The sequence below is a fragment of the Thermodesulfobacteriota bacterium genome, assembly GCA_034189135.1.
GTDB lineage: Bacteria > Desulfobacterota > Desulfobacteria > Desulfobacterales > JAUWMJ01 > JAUWMJ01.
The window spans coordinates 72,029-93,480 of the sequence record JAXHVO010000125.1 but is presented as its reverse complement, the minus strand read 5'-3'; the positions used below and the strand labels follow the sequence as shown (position 1 = coordinate 93,480).

Genomic DNA, 21,452 nt, shown 5'->3' with positions numbered 1-21,452 from the left:
AAGGGACGGTCTATCCCAAATATCCGGACACTGCGAAAAGGGGGAACAGATGACCCACATATCCCCTTACAGAAAAAAACATAACTGTTTAGATTCACATATGATTTTATGTTTCACGTGCCGTCAGAGCATTACTTTCCGCCAAACCGGGGTGCGAAACTCGAGTTATAAGATTGAGCCCTTTATATCAACCAATATAGAAGAGAAGCATCTTTAACATACCACGTAGACAGATCAATTTTTTACGAATTTAGGAGTCACAGTATGAGAAAATCACGGGTTGCAGTGGTACGCTATGAATCGCCACTTGAATCTGTACGTAAGGCGGTAGAGCTTTCAGGTGGTTTGGAGGATTTATCTTCAAATGCACGGGTGTTTATAAAACCCAATATTGTCTTTTGGGCTAAAGCCGTTCAATTTCCCAAGTGGGGGGTCATCACAACTTCAAGGGTTGTTGAGGATATGGTGGTGCTTTTAAAGGAGCACGGAATAAAAGACATTACCATTGGTGAAGGTATGGTAACCATGACTCCGGGTGACAAAGATACTCCGGCGCATGCATTTAAATCACTCGGGTATGAAAAATTGAAAAACCGTTACGGCATAAAGTATATCAATATATTTGAACGACCCTTTGAGAAAGTCGAAATTGAAGAAGGGCTTACTTTGAATTATAATAAGGACATTTTACATAGCGATTTTATTGTGGATCTTCCGGTAATGAAAGCCCATAACCAGACGATGGTGAGCCTGGGTATAAAAAATCTTAAAGGAATCATTGATATCTCTTCCAGGAAAAAATGTCACGGCACGGATCCTGAAAAGGACCTGCACTATCATGTATCCAGGCTTTCGGATAAGCTTCCACCGATTTTTACCCTGATTGATGGCATATACTCCCTTGAACGAGGACCCGGGTTTGACGGAAAAATGAGGCGCAGCAATCTACTGGTGGCTTCTTCAGATATTCTTTCTGCTGATATGGTCGGAACTAGGTTACTGGGGTATGAACCGGCGGATATCCCGCATATTGTCCATGCAGCAAAAAAACGCAGCCGGCCCACAGACCTTTCGGATATTGACATTGCGGGAGAAGAAATAGACCCTCTTGTCTCTTATCATGAGTATGATTTTAAATATGCAGAGAATGAAGATTGCACACTGCCGGTTCCCCTTGCGAAACAGGGTATTTCAGGCATCTTTTACCGGAAATATGATTCAACCATGTGTACATACTGTTCCGGCATAAATGGCCTGGTTCTGTCTGCCATACGTTTTGCATGGAAGGGAACCCCCTGGGATGATGTGGAGATTCTTACCGGGAAGATCATGAAACCTTCAAAAAGAAAAAAGACCATTCTTTTGGGAAAATGTATGTGCAAGGCGAACCGGAATCACCCGGACATAGGGGAAGCGATAGAAGTAAAAGGGTGCCCGCCTAAGCCAAAGGACATCCTGAACGCGCTTCGAAAAGCAGGGATTGATGCAGATCCCAAAATGTTTGAAAAAGAGACCCTGGAACAACTGCCCGGATTTTTTATGGCCCGATATAAAGACAGGCCTGAGTTTGATGAATCTTTTTTTAAGATAGAAAGTTTAAAATTAAATAAGGGCAAATAAATGAACATTCAACATCGAACGCCCAACATCGAATTTTGAATAAGGTATTCTGCCAATGTATATAGTAATTCTCATAAATATGTTCCGTTTTAAATGAGGAAACTGTCTGAGTGTATTAGAAATCGTTAAGAAAGAACTTAAGTGAAATATTGTTTATTATTTGAAGTAGTTGTAATACCGAAATTAATTATTATAAAGACAGTTAGTTCTTTCTTTACGATTTCTTATATACGAGTTTTTCATCGTTTAAAACGGAATATATTTATGAGAAACGGTATAAATTGGCGGAGCGAAACGATTTCAGTATTCGATGTTCAACGTTCGATGTTCGACGTTCAAAAACTACAATACCTTTTAAGGTTGTTCAGTCATCGCCCAGTATCTCCAGCTTGACCCAACCAAGCGATTTTTTAAGATAAAAAAAATGGCAGGCGGCCTCCGTTAGTGGAGACCAAACCCGCCATATGTATTGCTAAATAGTTTAACGAGAAGCTATTCTTTCGGTTTTCCCAAAACGTCCGCAAACATATCCATATCCCATGTTTTGCATTCGGCAATATTTTGACGGAACTTAAGAAAATCGATTTTATCCTGACCGGTAATTCTCTTGGTATTGAAAGCACCAAAGCCAAGGAAGGCCTCGCCGCCCATGTTAGCAGCCAGCCAGTGCCGGTTGTAATTCTTGGAGTAATCCCAGAAGAATTTCTTCTTGGCGCGAATGCTGTCGATGGACTTGATCAGGCATCCGGGAAAAAGATTGGCAAAGGTCCAGACGACTTTATCCACTTCTTTGTCCAGAAGTTCAAAATCCGCATTGGGCTGATGCTCTTTGATAATAGCCCGGGCTTCTTTAAATGCATCCCCTGTTTTGTACTCACCGTAAACGATTTCTCCGTCTTCGATATACTTGTCTGTTTCGATCATGGGATTTCGTACCCATTTACCGTCTATTTTCAGCACTGGTACACATTTGCTGATCAGGTTTTTCATTTTCATTTTATAGGCAGACCACATTTCGCAGGACACACAGTTCCACATGGCATCTTCAATACCCAGATACCAGGGAAGGAAATCTGACGAGCCGCCGTCAGGGGCAGACCCGTGTCTGGGACCGGCCTGACCGAAAATAGCCAGGTCAGATGAAATCGCAAGGTCACAGGCCATTCCGATTTCCTGACCGCCGGCCACCCTCATTCCATTGACACGACAAATCACCGGTTTTTTACAGGCGAGAATACTGTCAACCATATGGTTAAAAAGCTCCATATACTGGCCGTATTCGTCGGATCTCAAGCTGTAAAACTCACTGTACTCTTTGGTATTGCCTCCGGTGCAGAATGCATAAGGACCGGTACCGGTAAATACGGCTGCGACTACACTTCTGTCTAAGGACGCATTCTCAAAACCGGCAATCACCCCTTTTACCATCTCTGTGGTATAAGAGTTATACTGTTTGGGATTGTTCAGACGAATCCATGATACATACAGCCCTTCCACCACGTTTCCTTTAGGATCAGTTAAAGGGCGCTTTTCATAAACAACAGTGGGAGCCTCCGTTCCCCAGTGCACATCGGTATGCAATGCGTGATCTTTTTTTTCGTTATCTCTTGGCATCCATTCTAAAGACATGTTTTAATCTCCTTTTTTTAATTTTATTTGTTAATGATTTTGGTCCATTATCAACGGACCGCATCTAAAAATCAGGGGTCAGCACGATTCGTTTGTCGGGTGACGATCGATGGGCCTCTTCGAATGTCTCCACTATGGTGCTCATCGGGCGTGTCTGAACAAATGCTTCCATATCGATTTTCTTAGTCAGCACCATATCCAAAACGATGGGATAGTATTCGGGCAGGCATCCCCAGGTTCCCAGAATATCCGCATCAAATGCCATCAGCTTGCCCATCATGTATTCTGTTTTTGCCATGCCGAAACCCACCATGATCAACTTTCCGATAAAACTAAGCAGGCTCAATGCAATTTCCTGACCGCCTTTGGCGCCGGTGACCTCAAAGATCTTCCAGCCGAAACCGGGCAGGCCGTTCTCTTTACAATAGCCTTTAAACTCTTTGGATACCGCTCTTGCATCTTTGTCGGTGGAGTTGATGCAAAAATCTGCTCCAAAATTAAGTGCCTTGTCCAGTTTCTCCTGATTTCTTGCGATTCCGATAACGGTTTTTGCGCCCAGTGCTTTGGCGACCTGCCCCATGTATTGACCCACGCCGCCGGTGATACCCACTACAATCACATTGTCTCCGGGCTGTAAATCGGCTCTTTTGGCTGCCTGGTAAGGGGTGGTGGCAGCATCGGCAACAACTGCGAGGTGAGACAGCGGTACATCACCTCTGTTTTTGACTTCGCAAAGATCAACGCTCGGCACCGGAATATGGCTGGAGAATCCGCCATAAAGCCCCAGGCTGTTGCCTGGCATTTTTTGAGCAAGGCATCTGTTGCCCCGTCCTGTTTTGCAAAAAATGCACTGCCTGCATGGCATCACTGCAGGAATGATCACCTCTTTTCCCATCCACTTTTCATCGCCTGCCACCACGGTTCCTGAAATTTCATGGCCCAGTGTCAGGGGCGGTTTTGAAACAGTGGGAACGCCATCATAAAAGTACCCCAGGTCGGTGTGACACACACCACATCCGGCAACTTCCACCAGAACTTCGCCTTGCTTTAATTCCGGTACGGGTATTTCCGTTTTTTCGATTTTTCCGGGGGTGACTTCTTTGGTTTCCCTGTCACGAGATGTCGGCTGAACCATCTGCCAGGTCATAATCTTTTCCGGTACTTCTGCCATTTTATACCTCCTTGCTTTTTATTGTTAATTTATTAAACGTGTGACTCTCTATTGTCAGATTATATATTAAGCCGGTAAGCTTATGAGATGATGCGAAGTTTTTGCTGTTGAGCTTTTTAGTCCTGAGTTTTAGACTATCGGCTGTTTGTCATGACCATGGGATTAATTGTGTATGTGCCCTTTGATGCTGAAAATGAATTCTATACAACATATTGATATTTATGTTATAATTTAAATTAAAACTATAATGTAGCTATAATGTAACTAAAATAATAATGCGTGTCAATCATTTTTGGAATATTTTAAAAAAAATTTGAATAATAAAACAGCACCTATTTTTGCACGTGAGCGCAAGCGGCCAACTCCTCGCCGATTATATTCATCACAAATGGGAGTTGCATTTCCGGGATCGGGCCGGAGGGCGTTTCGGGAAGAAGGATCGTGTTGCTTAACGGAAACCGGTAAAGAGCATCTTTTGACTTTTGGTTCAGAAATGCCTGCTGTGTCATCAAAATCATCCTAGGATACCTGCAACCGAAGGTGGATATCTCGTCCAGTGCCAGGTCAAAATATCGTTCCCAGCAAGCATCCATCACAATGAGGTTGTCATTTGCTGCATCATAATCTGTTTGAAGTTCCGGTAAATACCAGATATCGTCTACAAAAAAAGGGGTTTTTTCTTCGTAGGACAGATCGATGGGCGGTGTTTTAATAAATTCATCCATCTTTCTTCCGGAAAGGTATTTGTTTTCCCATGATACCACTTTTTTTTCGCCGAATTTTAAAACCATTTCTTTCCTGTTTTCGAGTCTAACGAATTTACTGTCTACCCTGGAATCGATGGTTACAATCGGGCCGTGAGCACTTTCTCCAAACAAATGCTGCTCAATTAGCATAACGCCGCTCCGGTCAAACTTGTTCACCCACGCCAAGCCTGTTCCCACAGGAGGCCCTACATAGAACATGGTTTTATATTTCCTGTTGGCGACCAAGCAGTTTTTTAAATTTGTTTTAAGAGCCGAATTTTCCAGCAACTCAAGCACAGTTTCACCGCTTCTTTTGAAATGATCGTCAATAATTTGAGCCTTATCAGGGAAAAACTTGCGCCACGTATCTATAAAAATAAAGTTGATTGCGGTGTACAGGGAATCGCTGTGGGAATATTCAAAGCCGTTTTTCAACAGAAACTTTCCACCATTGTTTGCAGTTAAATGGCATTCACAAAAGCTTTTTTCCGGTTCCAGGCGAAACACAGGACATGAGGCTGTCTCCAGTCGTTTTGCCAGGCGTTTCTGCGCTGGGGCTGAAGATGCGATGGCAAACAGAAGAACATTTGAGCCAAATGCTGAGAGTGGTGCTTGAGGTGAAATGATTCTTGCCGGATATTCCATAAAGCGGCTCCAGACATTTACAGTGTTTTTTACCGTGGATTGCGACCTCCTGTCCATAGGCGCAAATACGATTTCATCTATATCCGAATTGGTATCGAAAAGATGAGATGCAAGCCTTTCGGCGTTTTCATCAAAGCCGCTGCATATTTTACCAGGCATGTCATTTGTTATAATTATTTTGGCCAGCCTGCGCATCTCCCGGTAGTATAGCTCTGAATTCTTGGTAAGTGCATTTTTTTCCCAGATGCTTATTTTCTCAACGTCATGGGGAAGGACTGCTGCAGTTTTCAATCTTTCATTCAGATTTTTTATTTTAATAAGTTCTTTGGCCGGTGAGTCTTTCTTTTTAAACAGGCTCCGCCCGGCAGTCACGGATTTGGCACGGTTTCTTGGGGCAACACCCAGGCCTATTCCGTGAGACCGACCATAATAAAACGCAAACTGATAGTAAAAAATCAGAGCAAGGAGAGGGTGCAATGTATCTTTTTTCAGGCCTGGAAGAAAGATGCACTTCCCATCGCTCAGCCGCCTGATTTGTTCCTCTGCTTTCCAAGCCAGGCACACCGCTGTAAATTTTATTTTTTTATGGTAAAGCAGTTCCATAACCTCTATGGCCTCATCAAGTCGTTTCATACAGGTGGCATCGACCATGACAAGAATATTTTCCTTAGTGTCCGGAAAACCTGTGTTGAGCACCTCCTGGTAGTCAAGCGCCTTTCCTACTGCCGACCAGGTGCTTTCTTCAAGTTTCAGGGCGGCCTCTCTCCCAACTCCGTTGGTGTTAATGGCACTGATGACTATACTGGCGCTGCTTTTTGTCTTTTCATCGGCCAGATCTTTTGAAAACGCTTTTACATCTTCGTCTTGAAGAAGATTGGAAATGATATGCGGCACTCTGTACATTTTTTTTAAATACGAAAGGGCTTCCTCTTTTCTTCCGATATACGATGCCACCCACAGGCAGAAAAGCTTCAGGCAAAAGAGCATGCAGACGGTGCTTTTCACACCGGAAACGGTCACTTCTTCTTCACTCAGGCAGGGGATAACACCACCGCTTTTTGCCACCACAATGGCCATGTCGGCATAAGTCTTCTCCGTAATACAAATCATAACCACCTTGAGGGACAACAATTTTTTAGCCAAAAAAACCATGTCCGCGGTGGTCGAAGACCAGCTTAACAGGATAACCAGATCTTTTTCCGGAACAAATAGGTTTTCTGGATTTTCGATTTCACCGGGTCTCACTGCAAGCACATCCAGTTCGGGCATTAATGAATGGATAAAGTTTTTTGCAATTTCGCACATATAAAAGGCGCTTCCGGTTCCTGCCAGCACAATCCGTTTGAGGTTCTTTAAATCAGAGCCGAATCTTCGGCGCAGAATGGATTTTTTTATTTCGAAATCCGGAGCTCTGTCTTCCCGGGGTGCGTAGGTTTTTAAAATTTCGCTTAGCCGATCCGGTATTTCGCGGAGATGGGTTTCATAAAAAGACTTATCCAGATCTTTTTTAACCTGAACGGGATTTAAAAAAGTTTTGAAAGGTTCTATTTCCGGTAAAGGGGTACCAGCAAAATCGGTAATCTCAATGCCTCGGCAGACGTTTCCATCGGCAATTTGTGTTTCTATCCGGGCAAATATCTCTTCTCCGTCAAGGGTAAAAACTTCCACTGAAAATGCCTCTAAAATATGTGCTTTATCTTTTTTAAACGACTCCTTAAGCGCCTTTAAATTTTTCCAGCCGGTGTCGCTACCTGTTAACAGGGCAGCCTTTATATTATAGTCATGTTTCATTCTATTGAGTTCATTGCGTTGGTCAAATATCAACTGCTGGGGAAAAAGTCCCAAGGCGGCATTGATGTCTGAAACAACCATAAAATCATCGTTTTCCAGTCTGCGGACAACAAAAACGGGCCGATTGTGAGCGGCCACATAAAGCCTTCTAGGGGATAAAATACTCATCCCACATGCGGCCACCTGCCCCTCGTTTTTTGCGATCTGTTTGGCGGCTTCGATAAACGCTGCTTCATCCAGCGCCGCAGTGTTTTTATTCATAACGGAACTGTGAATCGAATAATCTATGGTATCGCTTCCGATACCGTACTCTTGAAGGTCATTTTCCACCTGTGTTAACACGGCACTGTATCTTTGTTTCGCCTCGGACAGTTGCTTAAAATAATAGCCCCAGAGAAGGGGGAAATACTCGGCAGAATTTTCACTTCTGAAGGAAAGTTTTCCAACCTTGGAAATAAATTTTCTGAGACTGTCTTCGGTTTTTCCGTCAAACTGGCCGTTTATGACCACACTTCGGTATCGCTTTTCATCAAGAAACGGATGGGCGTTTTTCATGTTAACTGCGGACTGAACGGCCCATCGTCCGTGGGATATGACCGGTTGCGTAAAATATCTTAGGCTGACAGGATCGGTTTGTCCGGGCACAGTCGAGGTTTCCGTCATGATATCACTGCCGGAAAGCCCGGATAACATTTCAGCCAGAAAATCTTCCTTCTGCATGTATGTCAAAGCTGAGGCCGCCGCCCACCCGTAAACGTTTACTCCCTTTTCAGCTCTGTAAAGGCTTTTCCAGTCCACCATATTGGGCCGATCATAGCGAGGCCAGGAATAATCCAGTATTTTTTCAAGTGATTCAATCACATCAGTTCGGTATGCCATCTTGGTAAGGAGGGTTGAATCCAGGAGGCGGAACATGCAACAGACCGCATCCCTGTTGTAATCCTGGGAGATTTCAATAGCTGTTTCAGGCAGACAGCGCCACAATGACTTCAGCGCAAGTGGGTTTTCTAAAAAACGTTTCAAACCGGTCGGACCGGGAGTAATGGTCTCTTTTTGAGAAAGGATCGATTCAAATACCCTGTCAAAGGTGGCGATGATATCTGCGGGTTTTGTATGAATTCGACCATCTGCTTTTTGGGATTCGATCATATTCATGAGAGGTTTTCTGATAATTTCCCGTATCACAACCGGTGAAAGATCGTATTCTTTGATGAGGCGGATGACAAATTTTTTAAGATCTTTCCTTGAGCGGATAAAATGGGAGGGGTTAAAGTATGGTCGGCCGGGCTGCCCCGGTGTTAATCTGAAGGGTCGGTCTGTATTCAAATCGACCAGATCGTCATAGGTGGGATAGGAGAATTCGGCTTTAACCGCAGTTTCAAACAGGTCAGAGGGTAAGCCTTCAAAAGCGATCAAACGCCTTTGGTGCTCAAGCATTTTTATATCGTCCGTTCCGTCAGACCAGACAGATATAAGCTCATTTTCATAGTTTTGGTATACTTCATTGGCTAATAATTCCTCGACCAGTTTTTCAACGGAACCCACCGATTTTCTTGTTCTAATCGGTTCGGTTTCGTCACCGAATATGGCCAGACCGGTACTGTCAGGCGCCCGGTAAATAATGGCCGACATGCCTGTCAGCAGTCGGGTCAGATTGTTTCCCGCTCCTCCAAAATATCCCACAATCCCGCACATTCGACACCTCCTTGTTAGAGCCTGTCAGATAATACAACTGCTTATGAAATCTTTCACCTGTTCAAGCTTTTCAAATTCCCATATCATGGACACCAGTTTCCCGGTATTTTCTTTACCCAAAACAGGTTCGACCAGCCATTCAAATTTTTTTTCCAGTTCATCATCGGTGGGAAGGGAGTCCGGCGGTTCCCACTTTGCTTCCATAAGACCGGAGGAAAAATGTTTATTATTATGGGTATAAATGATTACTTCGGCACAGGCCTTTTCCGGAAACATCTGCTCAGACTCTTCTGATATTTCTGTTTCTATTTTGTCTGCCAAATTCAGAATCTGACTGTTGTGAATCCGGGGAGGCTGAACCTGCCTGGGCCCCACCTCGCCGTCAATTAATGCTGCCGCCACTGGAAAAGCCATATTGTACTGCGCCTCTTCGGTATTTTGGGGACGGCGGCAGGAAAGTTCCGTTGCTGCTTTGAAGGTTCGAACACAGATTCGAGAAATGTCTTGAGGCAAGATGGGGTTTTTCCGGCTTATTTTCAAAGCTCCGGCAACGGCCGGTTGTGCCCACCGACAGGCGGTATAGGGCTTGAAATAAAGATTCATTACTTCGTATCGTTGCCCCAGGTTCTCAATCCATTCTTGATTGGGTGTATCGCTAAACAGGGGTTGGATACCGGTGAATCCGTTATCGGCCATTAAGACAGATGTGATGGCCACCATCGCTCCCCAGCCGATGCTGTCTTTTCCCATGGAAGGTTTTGCGATACCTTTCATCATGGGTGCAATGGGGGCATGATATTCCGCCGTTCCCATGGCATGGTGCAGGGTTTTGGCGTTCAATCCGAGAATTTTACCTGCTGCGGCCGCACCGGAAACTGCACCCCAACTTCCGGAAGAGTGATAGGTTTGATAAAGGGCATGACGGATCAAACCGGCCCGAATACCGATTTCGTAACCAATCATCAGTGCGGTTAAAAATTGGCTTCCTGAGCAGCTGGAAACCATTTCACTGGCAGCCAGTATGACAGGAAGAATACAGGCGCCGGGATGCCCCTTGATCATGCGATAGCCGTCATCAATATCTAAAGCATTGCAGGAAAATCCGTTGGCCAGGGCAGCGCCTGAAGCAGAAGCCTGTTTGCCGTCAACTAAAATGGTGGCCTGGTTTCCGCTGAACTGTTCGGTAGCAACTCGGGACATGATTGCGCCTACCGGTGTTTTGGTGCCGGCCAACAGTGCCCCCATTGTATCCATCAGGCACCGCTTAGACTGATGCTGAACCTCTGCAGGAAGATCACACCAATCTATCTCAAGTATAAATTTAATGGCATATTCGGTAAAATTCATAGCCAGGTTTTTGCCTCTCTGACATGCTTATTAGAGGCAGTTTGATTTTAATATTTATATATCTATTGAACTGAAATATAGTCTATGTCAAACGAAAACTATACTATTCAAATAAATATTTTGCTATAATGAAATCAATAGGATAACATCTCTAACTTGTAATTATTTACGCTCCATGTTAAGTCTTTGTCGTAGCAATTTCAGGGGCCCTGAACTGGCGTAAATCTCAATGCAATATTTTCTATTAAACACTGAACCATGAAGTAAAATAAAAAATGAACGTCTGACATCGAACATTCAACTTCCAACGTCGAATGACTGCACACCTTCGGTGTTTCAATTATATGATCTAATGGAGCGAAGCGATATCCTTATTCGACGTTCGATGTTGAGCGTTCGACGTTCGATGTTCGATGTTCAAAAGGCCTTTTGGTCTTCAAATTGGCAATTCATGAAAATTCTAACTGTGAGTGATAAAATCGAAAAATCTTTTTTCAAAGAACACTTGTTCAGAGAAAAGTGCCGGAACATAGATTTAATTCTTGCCTGCGGAGACCTTCCTCCTTATTATCTTGAATATCTGCTGAACGGACTTAATGTTCCCCTTTTTTATGTACCGGGAAATCATGATGAAAGGCCGCAAAACCTGCTTGATCAGAAAAAGCCTTTTGCCCGTGGATGTCGCGATCTCCACTGCAAAATTATTGAATATCAGGGGCTTCTTATAGGGGGAATGGGTGGTTCGATGCGGTATAAAAAGGGAAGATATCTTTTCAGCGAACTGCAGATGAAAAGAAAGGTAAAAGGTATGGCGACTCGATTGCTCCTTAATAAAAGAAATTTCGGACGCTATATCGATATTTTGATTACGCACTCGCCGCCTTTTGGCATCCATGACGGAAGCGACCTTCCCCATCAGGGATTTAAAGCTTTTTTGCAGTTTATCGAAACATACAAACCGGCTTATTTTGTCCACGGTCATACCATGCCAAGAAACGGACAACATATAACCCGTTATCAATCAACGACTGTCTTAAATACAAATAATTGGTGGATTTGGGACATATAAAATGACGTTATTTGATGACCAAACAACCAGACGCGCCACGCGGAAACATCAATTTGATGATAATTTTACCCGAGCGATGCACCAAGCAATTATGGAGGATTTAAAGGGGTTTGTAAAACGAAAATCCCCCAGGCTTCTTCCCTTTGAGGAAGTTAAACACAAACTTGAAATATGGTTTGCCGACGATCTTGGCGTAATAAATGTTCCCCTGGAAAGCATTGTCGGAAGCGAGGGACGATACCACGCCTTTACGCGAAGCTTTTTGCCTCTTCAGGAAGATCTGCGTGAACGATGGAAAAATATTGACCAGATCAGGGAATCCGGACAGGATCTCCCACCGGTGGAACTTTATAAGGTAAGCAATGCCTATTTTGTTAAAGACGGTCATCACCGAATTTCAGTGGCTCGGGCCAAAGGCAATAAATATATTGAGGCCAGGGTGTACCAATATCAGTGCGATGTCCCGCTGGATAAGGAGACCGATCTGGAAAAGCTGGCCATACAGGAAAACTATCATCGTTTCCTGAAAGAGACGGGCATAAATAAAAGCCGTTCCGGCTATAACCTTCAGATGACAAGGCTCGGCGGTTATTCCATATTGATGGAGCACATACAGACCCACAAATACTATCTTGAGAAAAAGGGGCAAAAGAATATTACCTTTCAGGATGCCGCTGCCTCATGGTTGGATAGCATTTATTCCCCGCTGGCGGAAATCATACGCGACAACCGCATAATGAAGCAGTTTCCCCACAGAACGGAAACGGATTTTTATATCTGGGTGTTTAAGCACAGGTGCAAGCTAAGAAAAGGTGTGCCGGATGATGACAATCCGGCAGACGCGGTGGAGGCATATGCAAAAAGATATGACAGTATTTTCCGAAAAATAATGGGTGCATTCAGGCGGTATTTCGGTCTGGTCAGGTACTAAAAAAGCACGGCGAAAATAAGCGGTGTCATGCCGTGCTTTTTTAATGTTAAGTTGTTATTTTTTCTTCTTAATAATCAAACCCACACCCTGCAGCCAGCTTTTTGCCACATATGCAGGTTTTTCTCCGTTGACATTTACCCTGTAATTAAGCCTGGTCATGGTTGCCGTATCCAGTGATGCGCCAATTTCTCCCAGGATAAATTTAATCTCAGGATATTGCTTTAATACGGCCTGCCGAATCACCGGAGCCGGATTGTAAATCGGAAAATAGCTTTTGTCATCCTGTAAGACAATCTGGTTATACGCCTTGATTTCTCCGTCGGTTGCAAAGGCCATTCCGCACATCGCCTGTCCATCCCGCACCGCCTTTTTGCAAAGAGGTGTTTCCATTTTTTTAACGTCGGCATCAGGGATGTCTTTACCGAATTTAAGTCCGTAAAATCCCATCATCCCTTTGAAACCATCCGCTCTTGAGTAGAATTCGGTGTTTACTGCCACCGTCATTTTTCCGGGGTTCTTTTTTATCCAGGCCGCCCAATCAGACAAGGTTTTAATTCCCAGTTGATCCGCCTTCTTCGCCTGCATGACGATTGCATAGGTGTTGTTGAATTTCGCCGGTGCCAGCCATACCAGGCCCTTTTTGGCATCGATCGCTTTGACTTTTTTGTAAAGCCCCATGGAATCACGTACAGTTTCCTTCTTTTTAAAAAAATTCATCCATGCGGTTCCGGTATATTCCATGTAAACATCAATCTGTCCCTGTTCCAGGGCTTCACGGTTGACCTTGGTTCCTCCAAGAGAGGTGCGGTCTTTAACCGGTATTCCTCTGTTTTTTAAGAGGTTGACCATAATTTGTCCCAGAATAACCTGCTCGGTAAAACCTTTAGATGCAACATTCACCGGACCGCCGGCTAAAACAGTTAGAGGCAAAATCAAAAAACATAGTGCCACCAGAACAACCAAATACTTTTTCATAAGAATACCTCCTTTTTTGATGGTGATTAATAGAAAAGCAGACAGCGATAAACGAAGAAAACAGTCGAATCAGACTTCCTGATACTGCCCGGTCTGAATACCTTCACTGACCACGATTCTTTCCAGCCTGGCGAGCAGGGCATCAAACAACATGGCGATCAGGGCCACCGGAACCGCACCGGCCATCATAATACCCATATCCATTAAAGCGATACCGGTAAAGATCCAAAACCCAAGACCTCCCCCCCCAATAAGAAATGCCAGGGGAGCGGTGCCCACAATAATGGCTGTCGCTGTCCTGATTCCCCCCATGATGACCGGCAATGCGTTGGGAATTTCTATTTTAAACAGAATTTGATTGGGCGTCATTCCCATACCGGTTGCCGCCTCAATAACATCCTTGCTTACGGACTGGATGCCTGCAACCGTATTTCTTACAATGGGAGCGACGGCATGAAAGAAAAGGGCAATCAGGGCAGGAACCACACCGATTCCGGAAAGTCCCAACAAAGGCAAAATACCATATGCCAGCGCAATCACCCCCAAAGAAGGAACGCTTTGCCAGACATTCACGATTACCATAATGGCAGAGCCGAATCGCTCAAAGCCCTTTCTTGTCATAATTATTCCAAGACTGATACCAATAGATGCCGCGGTTGCCATACTGACAATAACCAGGAAAAAATGCTCAAGGGTCAGCCGGAAAAACTCAGCCAGATTTTTGATGGTGTATTCTAAGGCACCGTAATATTGGTATAGCAAAAGAACAATAATGGCCGTTACTGCCATAAGTCCAAATTTTTTTAAAAATGAAAGAAACAATCTGATTTGCATAATCTATTTCCTCAAAATATTTTTTATGCCATCTTCGGTCAATATACCGAGAACCTTTTTATCTTCATCCACCACTATAATATACCCCAGTTCATAGGTGAATATCTCGGAAAGACCATCCTTTAGACTGGAAGATGCCGGCAAAAAGGCATCGGTGGGTCGGGTGATCTCTTCCACCTCGTTCGCCTTTTTGCTCAGGGCTTCCTGATTTACATAACCGATCAAACGATTGTCATTGTCGACCACAATCAGGTGGTCAGTTTTGAGTTCGTCAAGCATTGATTTTGCCTTTTCCGGTGAATCATCTTTCATGATTACCGCAGGGGCCGGGCTCATGGCGGCCTTAATTGTAAGTAGGTTGAGCCGTTTTAACGTGCGGTCTCCCCCTACAAAATCTCGAACAAAATCATTTGCCGGTTCGGTGAGCAACACTTCAGGAGAAGCAAACTGAACAAGTTTTCCGGCTTTTAAAAGGCATATTTTATCACCCATCTTAATGGCCTCATCAATATCGTGGGTGACAAACACAATGGTCTTTTTTACTTTTTCCTGAATTTTTAGAAATTCATCCTGAAGATGTTCTCTGTTGATTGGATCAATGGCTCCAAAGGGCTCATCCATTAACATGATCGGTGGATCAGCAGCCATAGCACGCGCAACTCCGATGCGCTGTTGTTGTCCGCCTGAAAGCTCCTTGGGATAGCGATCAATAAATTCTTTCGGAGGAAGGTTAATCAGCTCCAACAGGCTTTCTGTTTTTTCAGTAATTCGGTCGTGATCCCAGCCCTTTAACTTCGGTATGGTGGCAATATTTTCCCCAATAGTCATGTTGGGAAACAGACCAATATTTTGGATCACATAGCCGATATTGCGCCTCAATTCGATGGTATCCATTCGGTTGACATTCTGATCATCAATCAGGATTTTACCGCTGGTGATAGGTATCAGCCGGTTTACCATTTTCATTGCCGTGGTCTTGCCACAACCGGATGGGCCGACCAATGTACAAATTTCTCCTTCTTCCAGGTCAAATGACAGGCTATCCACCGCTTTAATATGTTCAGCGCCCGGGTAGATCTTTGTTACTTCCTGTAAGCTTAGCATAATGCCCATGATTTACTCCTCTATCTAAAAATATTGTAAATTTATAACCTCATCTTTTATAAGGATTTTGTATTTAACAAAGCATTACCTTTTAATTTTCAAACCTGCCGGAGTAATCCAATCTTCCACCTTTGCTAAAAAGATATCCGCTAAAATAGCCAGCAAACCCATGCTAACCGCACCTGCAATAACCGAATCATTGGTTGCCATTTGCAGGCCCTCGCTTACGAACAACCCCAGGCCACCGGCACCAATATAGGCGGCAATTGCCGCAATGGCGATACTCATGACTACCGCAGTTCTGACACCTGCCATAATAACCGGAGCGGCAAGGGGTAGCTGCAACTGCTTGAGGAGCTGAAAATTTGTCATGCCCATACCGCGACCCGCCTCAATGGTGGCAGGATCAACGTTTTTAATAGCAATATACGTATTTCGAATGATGGGCAACTGGGAATAAAGCGCCAGGGCGATCACGGCAGGCACCACCCCAATTCCGATACCGCTGACCGCGTCCCATGCCCGATCAATGGTAGACAAAATCGGCATCATAAAACCGAACAGGGCAATACTCGGGATGGTAATCATAATGCTGGCCAAATATAACACGATGTCTGCCGCGGTTTTATGACGGGTAATGTAAATGCCGATGGGGACACCGGTAAATATAGCAATAACCAGGGCAATTGAAACAATCTTGATATGTGTGGCTGTATGAATGCCGACCAACCTAAAATTGTCTGCAAAAAAAGCAAACGGGCCTGAAAGAAATAAGGGATCGATAAATGTAGCATATGCAACAATTGAAAAAACTGTCCCGATAAGGATCAGCCAAAAGTCTTCCACAGTTTTAAGAAAGGCCAGTACGATGGTTAAGATCAATATACCTGAAAATAGCCATGACGCCCAGAATCCATAAGTTTCGATGATGCTGAGTTCAGTCAGTTTAAAGTAGAATTGCTGGGCGAGATCGAGCAGATAGATAAAGACCGACATACTCATGAACAGGAGCAGAAGAAAGTGGCAGGTCGTACCAAGCCTGCCTTTGCGAGAAGCGTTTAGGTAGTATAAAGCCACTGCGGCAAGCAGGATCAGTGAAAGTATGATTCCGAAAACAATGCCTGTTAGCTGAAATAAGAGGGGTATAATTGAAGAACAAATGATAATGAAAAGAAACAGCGGTAGAAACTCTGAATGATGCAAGATGCGTTTTAAATATACCAATATATAAAACAGCAGGGAAAAGAAGGGTACGATGAGTACCATGCGCAAAATATTATAACTTTCTAAAAAATCAATATCTACATCATTTATATTGATTAACATGTGAAATGCGGATACGGATTTTTCCTGCATAAGAATGCTGCCGGGAAACCAGGGTTGAAAAAAACCAATAAAAATAAGAATAACGGTAAAAAGAAAAACACGGTCAGACCATTGCCAGCTAAAGACACTTTTATAGCTTACCGAGATAATCGGGCTTGAACAATGGTTACAGAACTTGGCATCTTCCGGAATTTCTTTTTTGCAATTCGGGCATATTGCTATTTCCATATTTTACTCCCTGTTTTTTCTGATTCTCCAAGCTTTTTCTATCATTTTTAAATCTCAAACGGCAATTTTTGTCAATAATTTTAAAATTTTTCTATATTTTGCGCCGGCAGAAAAACCTTAAACAAATTTGTCCGGTAATTAACATCTCAAATGACAGGCAGCGTAATGTGCTCCACCAAGATCTGTAAGAAGAGGCTCTTTTTCGGAGCAGATCGGTTTGACGTACCGGCATCTTGTTCTGAAATAGCAGCCCGATGGAGGGTTTATGGGACTGGGCACGTCTCCTTCCAATATGATCTGCTCACGTTTAAGGGTTGGATCCGGAACCGGCACAGCAGACATGAGTGCTTCCGTATACGGATGTTGCGGATGGCGGAAAAGTTCTTCTGTTTCTGCCGTTTCAACTATTTTGCCAAGATACATAACCGCGACGCGATTGGAGATATGTTTAATCACGCTTAGGTCATGAGCAATGAATAGATAAGAAAAACCGAATTTTGACTGAAGGTCCTCCAGTAGGTTAATCACCTGGGCTTGAATGGAGACGTCCAGAGCGGATACCGGCTCGTCACAGATAATCAATTTGGGGTTAAGACTCAGTGCTCGGGCAATGCCGATGCGCTGACGCTGTCCACCGCTGAATTCGTGAGGATAACGGCTCTTGTATCGAGGGGACAAACCCACTGTCTCTAAAAGTTCGGATACCCGGTCCCGCTTTTCTTTGCCTTTAGCAATGCCATGGAACTCCATTGGCTCGCCTATAATTTTTTCAACGGTCATGCCCGGATTCAATGAAGCATAGGGATCCTGGAAGATAATCTGCATGTTGCGCCGCTCGGCCCTGCGCCGTGTCTTACTGTATTCAAATATATTCTCCCCATAAAAAAGGGCCTCGCCTGATGTGGGTTTTTGCAGGCCCAGAACAACCCTGCCGGTGGTCGTCTTGCCGCATCCGGACTCACCCACCAGACCCAGGTTCTCACCTTCACTTAAATAAAAGCTGACATCGTCCACTGCGTGTACATTCCCGGTGATTCGGGAAAAGATACCGGAGCGAATGGGAAAGTATTTCTTAAGTCTTTTGACTTCCAGCAGTATGTTTTTAGAAACCATAACATCCTTATCTTCAGTAATTCTTGAGATCATGGACCGGACTCCGTCTTAAACGAGTCTTGGTATGCCGGATCATACATCAGGCAGCGCACTCTGCGTGCGCCCAGGGCAACCAGTTCCGGCTCAATCTGTTTGCATATCCGCCTGGCGAATTTACATCGAGGGTGGAAGCTGCAACCTTCGGGCAGTTCCAGGGGGTTGGGCACTAAGCCGTCGATTACTTCCAACCTCCTTTTCTTGCTGTCAGTAATTCTTGGGATGGAATTATAGAGGGCTTTAGTATATGGATGAAGTGGGTCCTTGAAAATACTTATCACATCACCGTATTCCATCACCTTTCCACCATAGGCCACCACCACATTATCCGCAACTTCAGCGATAACGGCCAGGTCATGAGTTATCATCATAACAGCCATGCCGATCTCTTTGCGCATTTTTCTTATCAGTTCCAGAATTTGTGCTTGAATGGTAACATCCAATGCAGTGGTAGGCTCATCTGTAATCAGCAATTTAGGCCGGCAGGAAAGTGCCATGGCAATCATGGCTCTCTGACGCATTCCGCCGCTAAGTTGGTGTGGATACTCGTCAATACGCTTTCCCGGAGAGGGGATGCCCACGAGGCTGAGCATATCGATAGCGCGCTCCCGCGCCAGAGGTTTGTCCAGTTTCTGGTGGGTTACGATATTCTCAATGATCTGATTGCCGATGGTTAGAACAGGGTTCAACGATGTCATGGGTTCCTGGAAAATCATGGAAATTTTGTTACCCCGGATTCGACGAATTTCATCCAGACTCATTTTAAGCAGGTTTTTGCCCTCAAACCAGATCTCCCCTGAAACGATTTTTCCGGGTGGGATGGCCACCAATTGAATCACGGACAGAGCGGTGACGCTTTTGCCGCTGCCTGATTCGCCGATTACACCCAGGATCTCACCACGGTTAATCACCAGGTCTACTCCACCCACGGCCTTGGATATACCTTCGTCGATGTAGAAGTAGGTCTTAAGGTTTTTTATTTCAAGAAGCGCATCACTCAAAATATTAGCTCCCACAGTTTAAGATCATGTCAGATACGGGATCAGATCGCTGACCCGATGATTTTCAAAATCCAGGAAGCCTTCCTTCTGGCGCCGATTATGGTTGACTCCTCCACTCCGCTGAATTGTTTTTGGGTCAAGTCCATCAGAATGGCCGCCCTTCTGGCCTTACGCCCGGCCAGACAAGCCCCTATCAGGTCCAACAGGCAGATAGCCTGCTCCACAACTTCATCAGGCATAGTCACCAGGCGCACACCATGGATGAACTCCACTGTATGGTGATTTTCTTCTTTAAAATAAGGCACAGATCAAACCCCCCTCAATTTCGGGTCGGCAATATCACGCAATCCGTCTCCAAGCATATTGAAGGCCAGAATGGTTATTAGAATGGCCAAACCGGAATAAATCGAAATCCACGGTGCGTTGATCATGACATCTACCCCCTCCCGGATCATATTACCCCAGGTGGGCGTGGGAGGCGCTATCCCCAGCCCCACAAATGCCAGATTGGCTTCCAAACGGATAGCCACACCAACCCAAAGAGTCGCAGCCACAAATAGCTCACCGAAGATGTTGGGAAAAATGTGACGGCCCAGAATGCGGGGCACATGAAAGCCGATGGAGCGAGCTGCCAGAACGTATTCACTTTCGCTAAGCGTGAGAAGCTGTCCATGGGCCAGGCGGGCAAATCTGGGCATCATGACCAGACCGAGAGTGATTACCAGATTGACCAAATTGGCCCCAAGTACAGCGGTAATGACAATAGCCAGGATTAAGTCCGGAAAACACATCATCACGTCGATGCTCCGCATGATCAGAGTTTCGACCTTCCCCCGGTAGTACCCTGCAATCATGCCCAACATAGTACCGGCAACCATGCCTAATAAAACCGAGGCAAGGCCGATAACCAGTGAAACCCGGCTGCCATGGATAATCCGCGACAGCACGTCGCGACCGAAATCATCGGTGCCCAGCACATGGTCGGATGTTATGCCTTCAAGCCGGATGGCAGGGTCCTGCACAAGAGGATCATAGGGCGCAATCCATGGTGCAAAAATGGCTATCAGCATGATGAGGATCGTGACCACCGCCCCTATTAATGCTGGTCTGTTCCTTCGGAATGTAAGCCACATCTTTTGTTGTACAGATAGTTCCCTATACATGATATCCTTTGATCCAAGTGCTATTTGTATGTGATTCGCGGGTCCACCAAGCCGTAGACCAGGTCGGTCATGAGATTGATAACGACTACCAGGCCGGCATAAATCACCATGACCGATTGCAGCGTATTATAGTCTCTTTGTTTGATTGCTCCCACCATGAGGCTACCCAGACCTGGACGGGAAAAGACGATTTCCACCATTACCGAGGAGCCGATCAATACAACTGCGTAAAGGCCGCCCAGGGCCACGATGGGGATCAGGGAGTTTCGCAGAGCGTGCCTATAAAGGACCCGCCGGTCGGTTACACCCTTTGAGCGTGCGGTGCGTACGTAATCCTCCTGCAGAACCTCCAGCAGGGAGGATCTGGTCATGCGGGTGATGTAAGCCGTCATGATCAGGCCAAGTGTGAGACCCGGTAAAAAGAGATGACGCAAGTTATCCAGCGGATCGGACAAATCGCCGCCGCCCACCACCGGAAACAACATGAGTTTAATGGAAAACAGATACATTAATAAAATACCCAGGTAGAAAGCGGGGACCGATAGCCCCAATAGAGAGAAAACACGGTTGAAATAATCGATGAAACTGTTGCGCTTGACCGCTGCGGATATCCCGAGGGGAATGCCGAATATATAACCGAACAAGATGGCGCATATGGTTAGCTCCAAAGTGTAAGGCAGAACTTTGATGATCTGCCTGGCCACCGGGTAGCCCGTAATAAGGGATGTGCCTAAATCACCTTTGGCCAGATCGCCTAAAAATCTGAAATATTGCACCCACAAAGACGCATCGAGTCCAAGTTTTTCGCGCAAAGCCTGCACCGCTTCTTTGCTGGCGTAGTCGCCCAAGGCGGCCACGGCAGGATCGCCCGGCAACACCCTTACGAACACAAAAACTAGTGTCAAGACTACGAACAGAATGGGTATGCTCTGAAGGATTCTGCGTATTATATAATTAAACATAGGCTTAAATTATCATTCAGTCCGGGTGTTATCTCCCGGAATATTATGTGTAGCGGCCCCCTGGAG

Annotated in this window: 16 protein-coding genes; 3 read left to right on the top strand and 13 right to left on the bottom strand. The window is 45.0% G+C overall.

Going from position 1 to position 21,452, the window contains the following annotated elements:
* Positions 1–264 precede the first annotated feature (264 nt).
* Positions 265–1,620 carry a DUF362 domain-containing protein gene (locus SWH54_18105; protein ID MDY6793185.1) on the top strand — a complete coding sequence of 452 codons (1,356 nt, stop codon included), beginning with the start codon at positions 265–267 and terminating at the stop codon, positions 1,618–1,620.
* A 492-nt stretch (positions 1,621–2,112) separates the two neighbouring features.
* Here SWH54_18105 and oah read toward each other — a convergent pair whose 3' ends face one another.
* The 4 genes from oah to SWH54_18085 form a co-directional block, all read right to left on the bottom strand.
* Positions 2,113–3,249 carry a 6-oxocyclohex-1-ene-1-carbonyl-CoA hydratase gene (oah, locus tag SWH54_18100; protein ID MDY6793184.1) on the bottom strand — a complete coding sequence of 379 codons (1,137 nt, stop codon included), beginning with the start codon at positions 3,247–3,249 and terminating at the stop codon, positions 2,113–2,115.
* A gap of 64 nt (positions 3,250–3,313) precedes the next feature.
* Positions 3,314–4,420 carry a 6-hydroxycyclohex-1-ene-1-carbonyl-CoA dehydrogenase gene (gene had / locus SWH54_18095; protein MDY6793183.1) on the bottom strand — a complete coding sequence of 369 codons (1,107 nt, stop codon included), beginning with the start codon at positions 4,418–4,420 and terminating at the stop codon, positions 3,314–3,316.
* A gap of 332 nt (positions 4,421–4,752) precedes the next feature.
* On the bottom strand, positions 4,753–9,297 hold the full coding sequence (locus tag SWH54_18090) for a hypothetical protein (GenBank protein MDY6793182.1): 4,545 nt from the start codon (positions 9,295–9,297) through the stop codon (positions 4,753–4,755).
* Positions 9,298–9,321: 24 nt separating this feature from the next.
* Complete coding sequence (locus SWH54_18085) at positions 9,322–10,644, bottom strand: MmgE/PrpD family protein (protein MDY6793181.1); 1,323 nt, start codon at positions 10,642–10,644, stop codon at positions 9,322–9,324.
* Positions 10,645–11,110: 466 nt separating this feature from the next.
* Between SWH54_18085 and SWH54_18080 the strand changes: the two genes are divergently transcribed.
* Positions 11,111–11,713, top strand: a complete 603-nt coding sequence (locus tag SWH54_18080) for a metallophosphoesterase (GenBank protein ID MDY6793180.1) — start codon at positions 11,111–11,113, stop codon at positions 11,711–11,713.
* A 1-nt stretch (position 11,714) separates the two neighbouring features.
* A complete protein-coding gene (locus SWH54_18075) occupies positions 11,715–12,644 on the top strand; it encodes a hypothetical protein (GenBank protein ID MDY6793179.1) in 930 nt (309 codons plus the stop codon).
* Positions 12,645–12,698: 54 nt separating this feature from the next.
* On the opposite strand, the gene SWH54_18070 is transcribed toward SWH54_18075, so the two are convergent.
* From SWH54_18070 to SWH54_18030, 9 genes are all read right to left on the bottom strand, one after another.
* On the bottom strand, positions 12,699–13,619 hold the full coding sequence (locus tag SWH54_18070) for a glycine betaine ABC transporter substrate-binding protein (protein ID MDY6793178.1): 921 nt from the start codon (positions 13,617–13,619) through the stop codon (positions 12,699–12,701).
* A 69-nt stretch (positions 13,620–13,688) separates the two neighbouring features.
* On the bottom strand, positions 13,689–14,453 hold the full coding sequence (locus SWH54_18065; GenBank protein MDY6793177.1) for an ABC transporter permease: 765 nt from the start codon (positions 14,451–14,453) through the stop codon (positions 13,689–13,691).
* Positions 14,454–14,456: 3 nt separating this feature from the next.
* Positions 14,457–15,566 (bottom strand): ABC transporter ATP-binding protein, encoded by a 1,110-nt coding sequence (locus SWH54_18060; protein ID MDY6793176.1) that lies wholly within the window; start codon positions 15,564–15,566, stop codon positions 14,457–14,459.
* A gap of 75 nt (positions 15,567–15,641) precedes the next feature.
* A complete protein-coding gene (locus tag SWH54_18055; GenBank protein ID MDY6793175.1) occupies positions 15,642–16,286 on the bottom strand; it encodes an ABC transporter permease in 645 nt (214 codons plus the stop codon).
* Positions 16,287–17,249: 963 nt separating this feature from the next.
* Positions 17,250–18,257 carry an oligopeptide/dipeptide ABC transporter ATP-binding protein gene (locus SWH54_18050; GenBank protein MDY6793174.1) on the bottom strand — a complete coding sequence of 336 codons (1,008 nt, stop codon included), beginning with the start codon at positions 18,255–18,257 and terminating at the stop codon, positions 17,250–17,252.
* Positions 18,254–19,261, bottom strand: coding sequence for an ABC transporter ATP-binding protein (locus SWH54_18045; protein ID MDY6793173.1), 1,008 nt, complete (start codon positions 19,259–19,261; stop codon positions 18,254–18,256). The genes SWH54_18050 and SWH54_18045 overlap by 4 nt, the downstream gene beginning before the upstream one ends.
* Positions 19,262–19,302: 41 nt before the next feature.
* On the bottom strand, positions 19,303–19,566 hold the full coding sequence (locus SWH54_18040; protein MDY6793172.1) for a hypothetical protein: 264 nt from the start codon (positions 19,564–19,566) through the stop codon (positions 19,303–19,305).
* Positions 19,567–19,569: 3 nt separating this feature from the next.
* Complete coding sequence (locus tag SWH54_18035) at positions 19,570–20,394, bottom strand: ABC transporter permease (protein ID MDY6793171.1); 825 nt, start codon at positions 20,392–20,394, stop codon at positions 19,570–19,572.
* Positions 20,395–20,444: 50 nt separating this feature from the next.
* Complete coding sequence (locus SWH54_18030; protein ID MDY6793170.1) at positions 20,445–21,386, bottom strand: ABC transporter permease; 942 nt, start codon at positions 21,384–21,386, stop codon at positions 20,445–20,447.
* Positions 21,387–21,452: the final 66 nt, after the last annotated feature.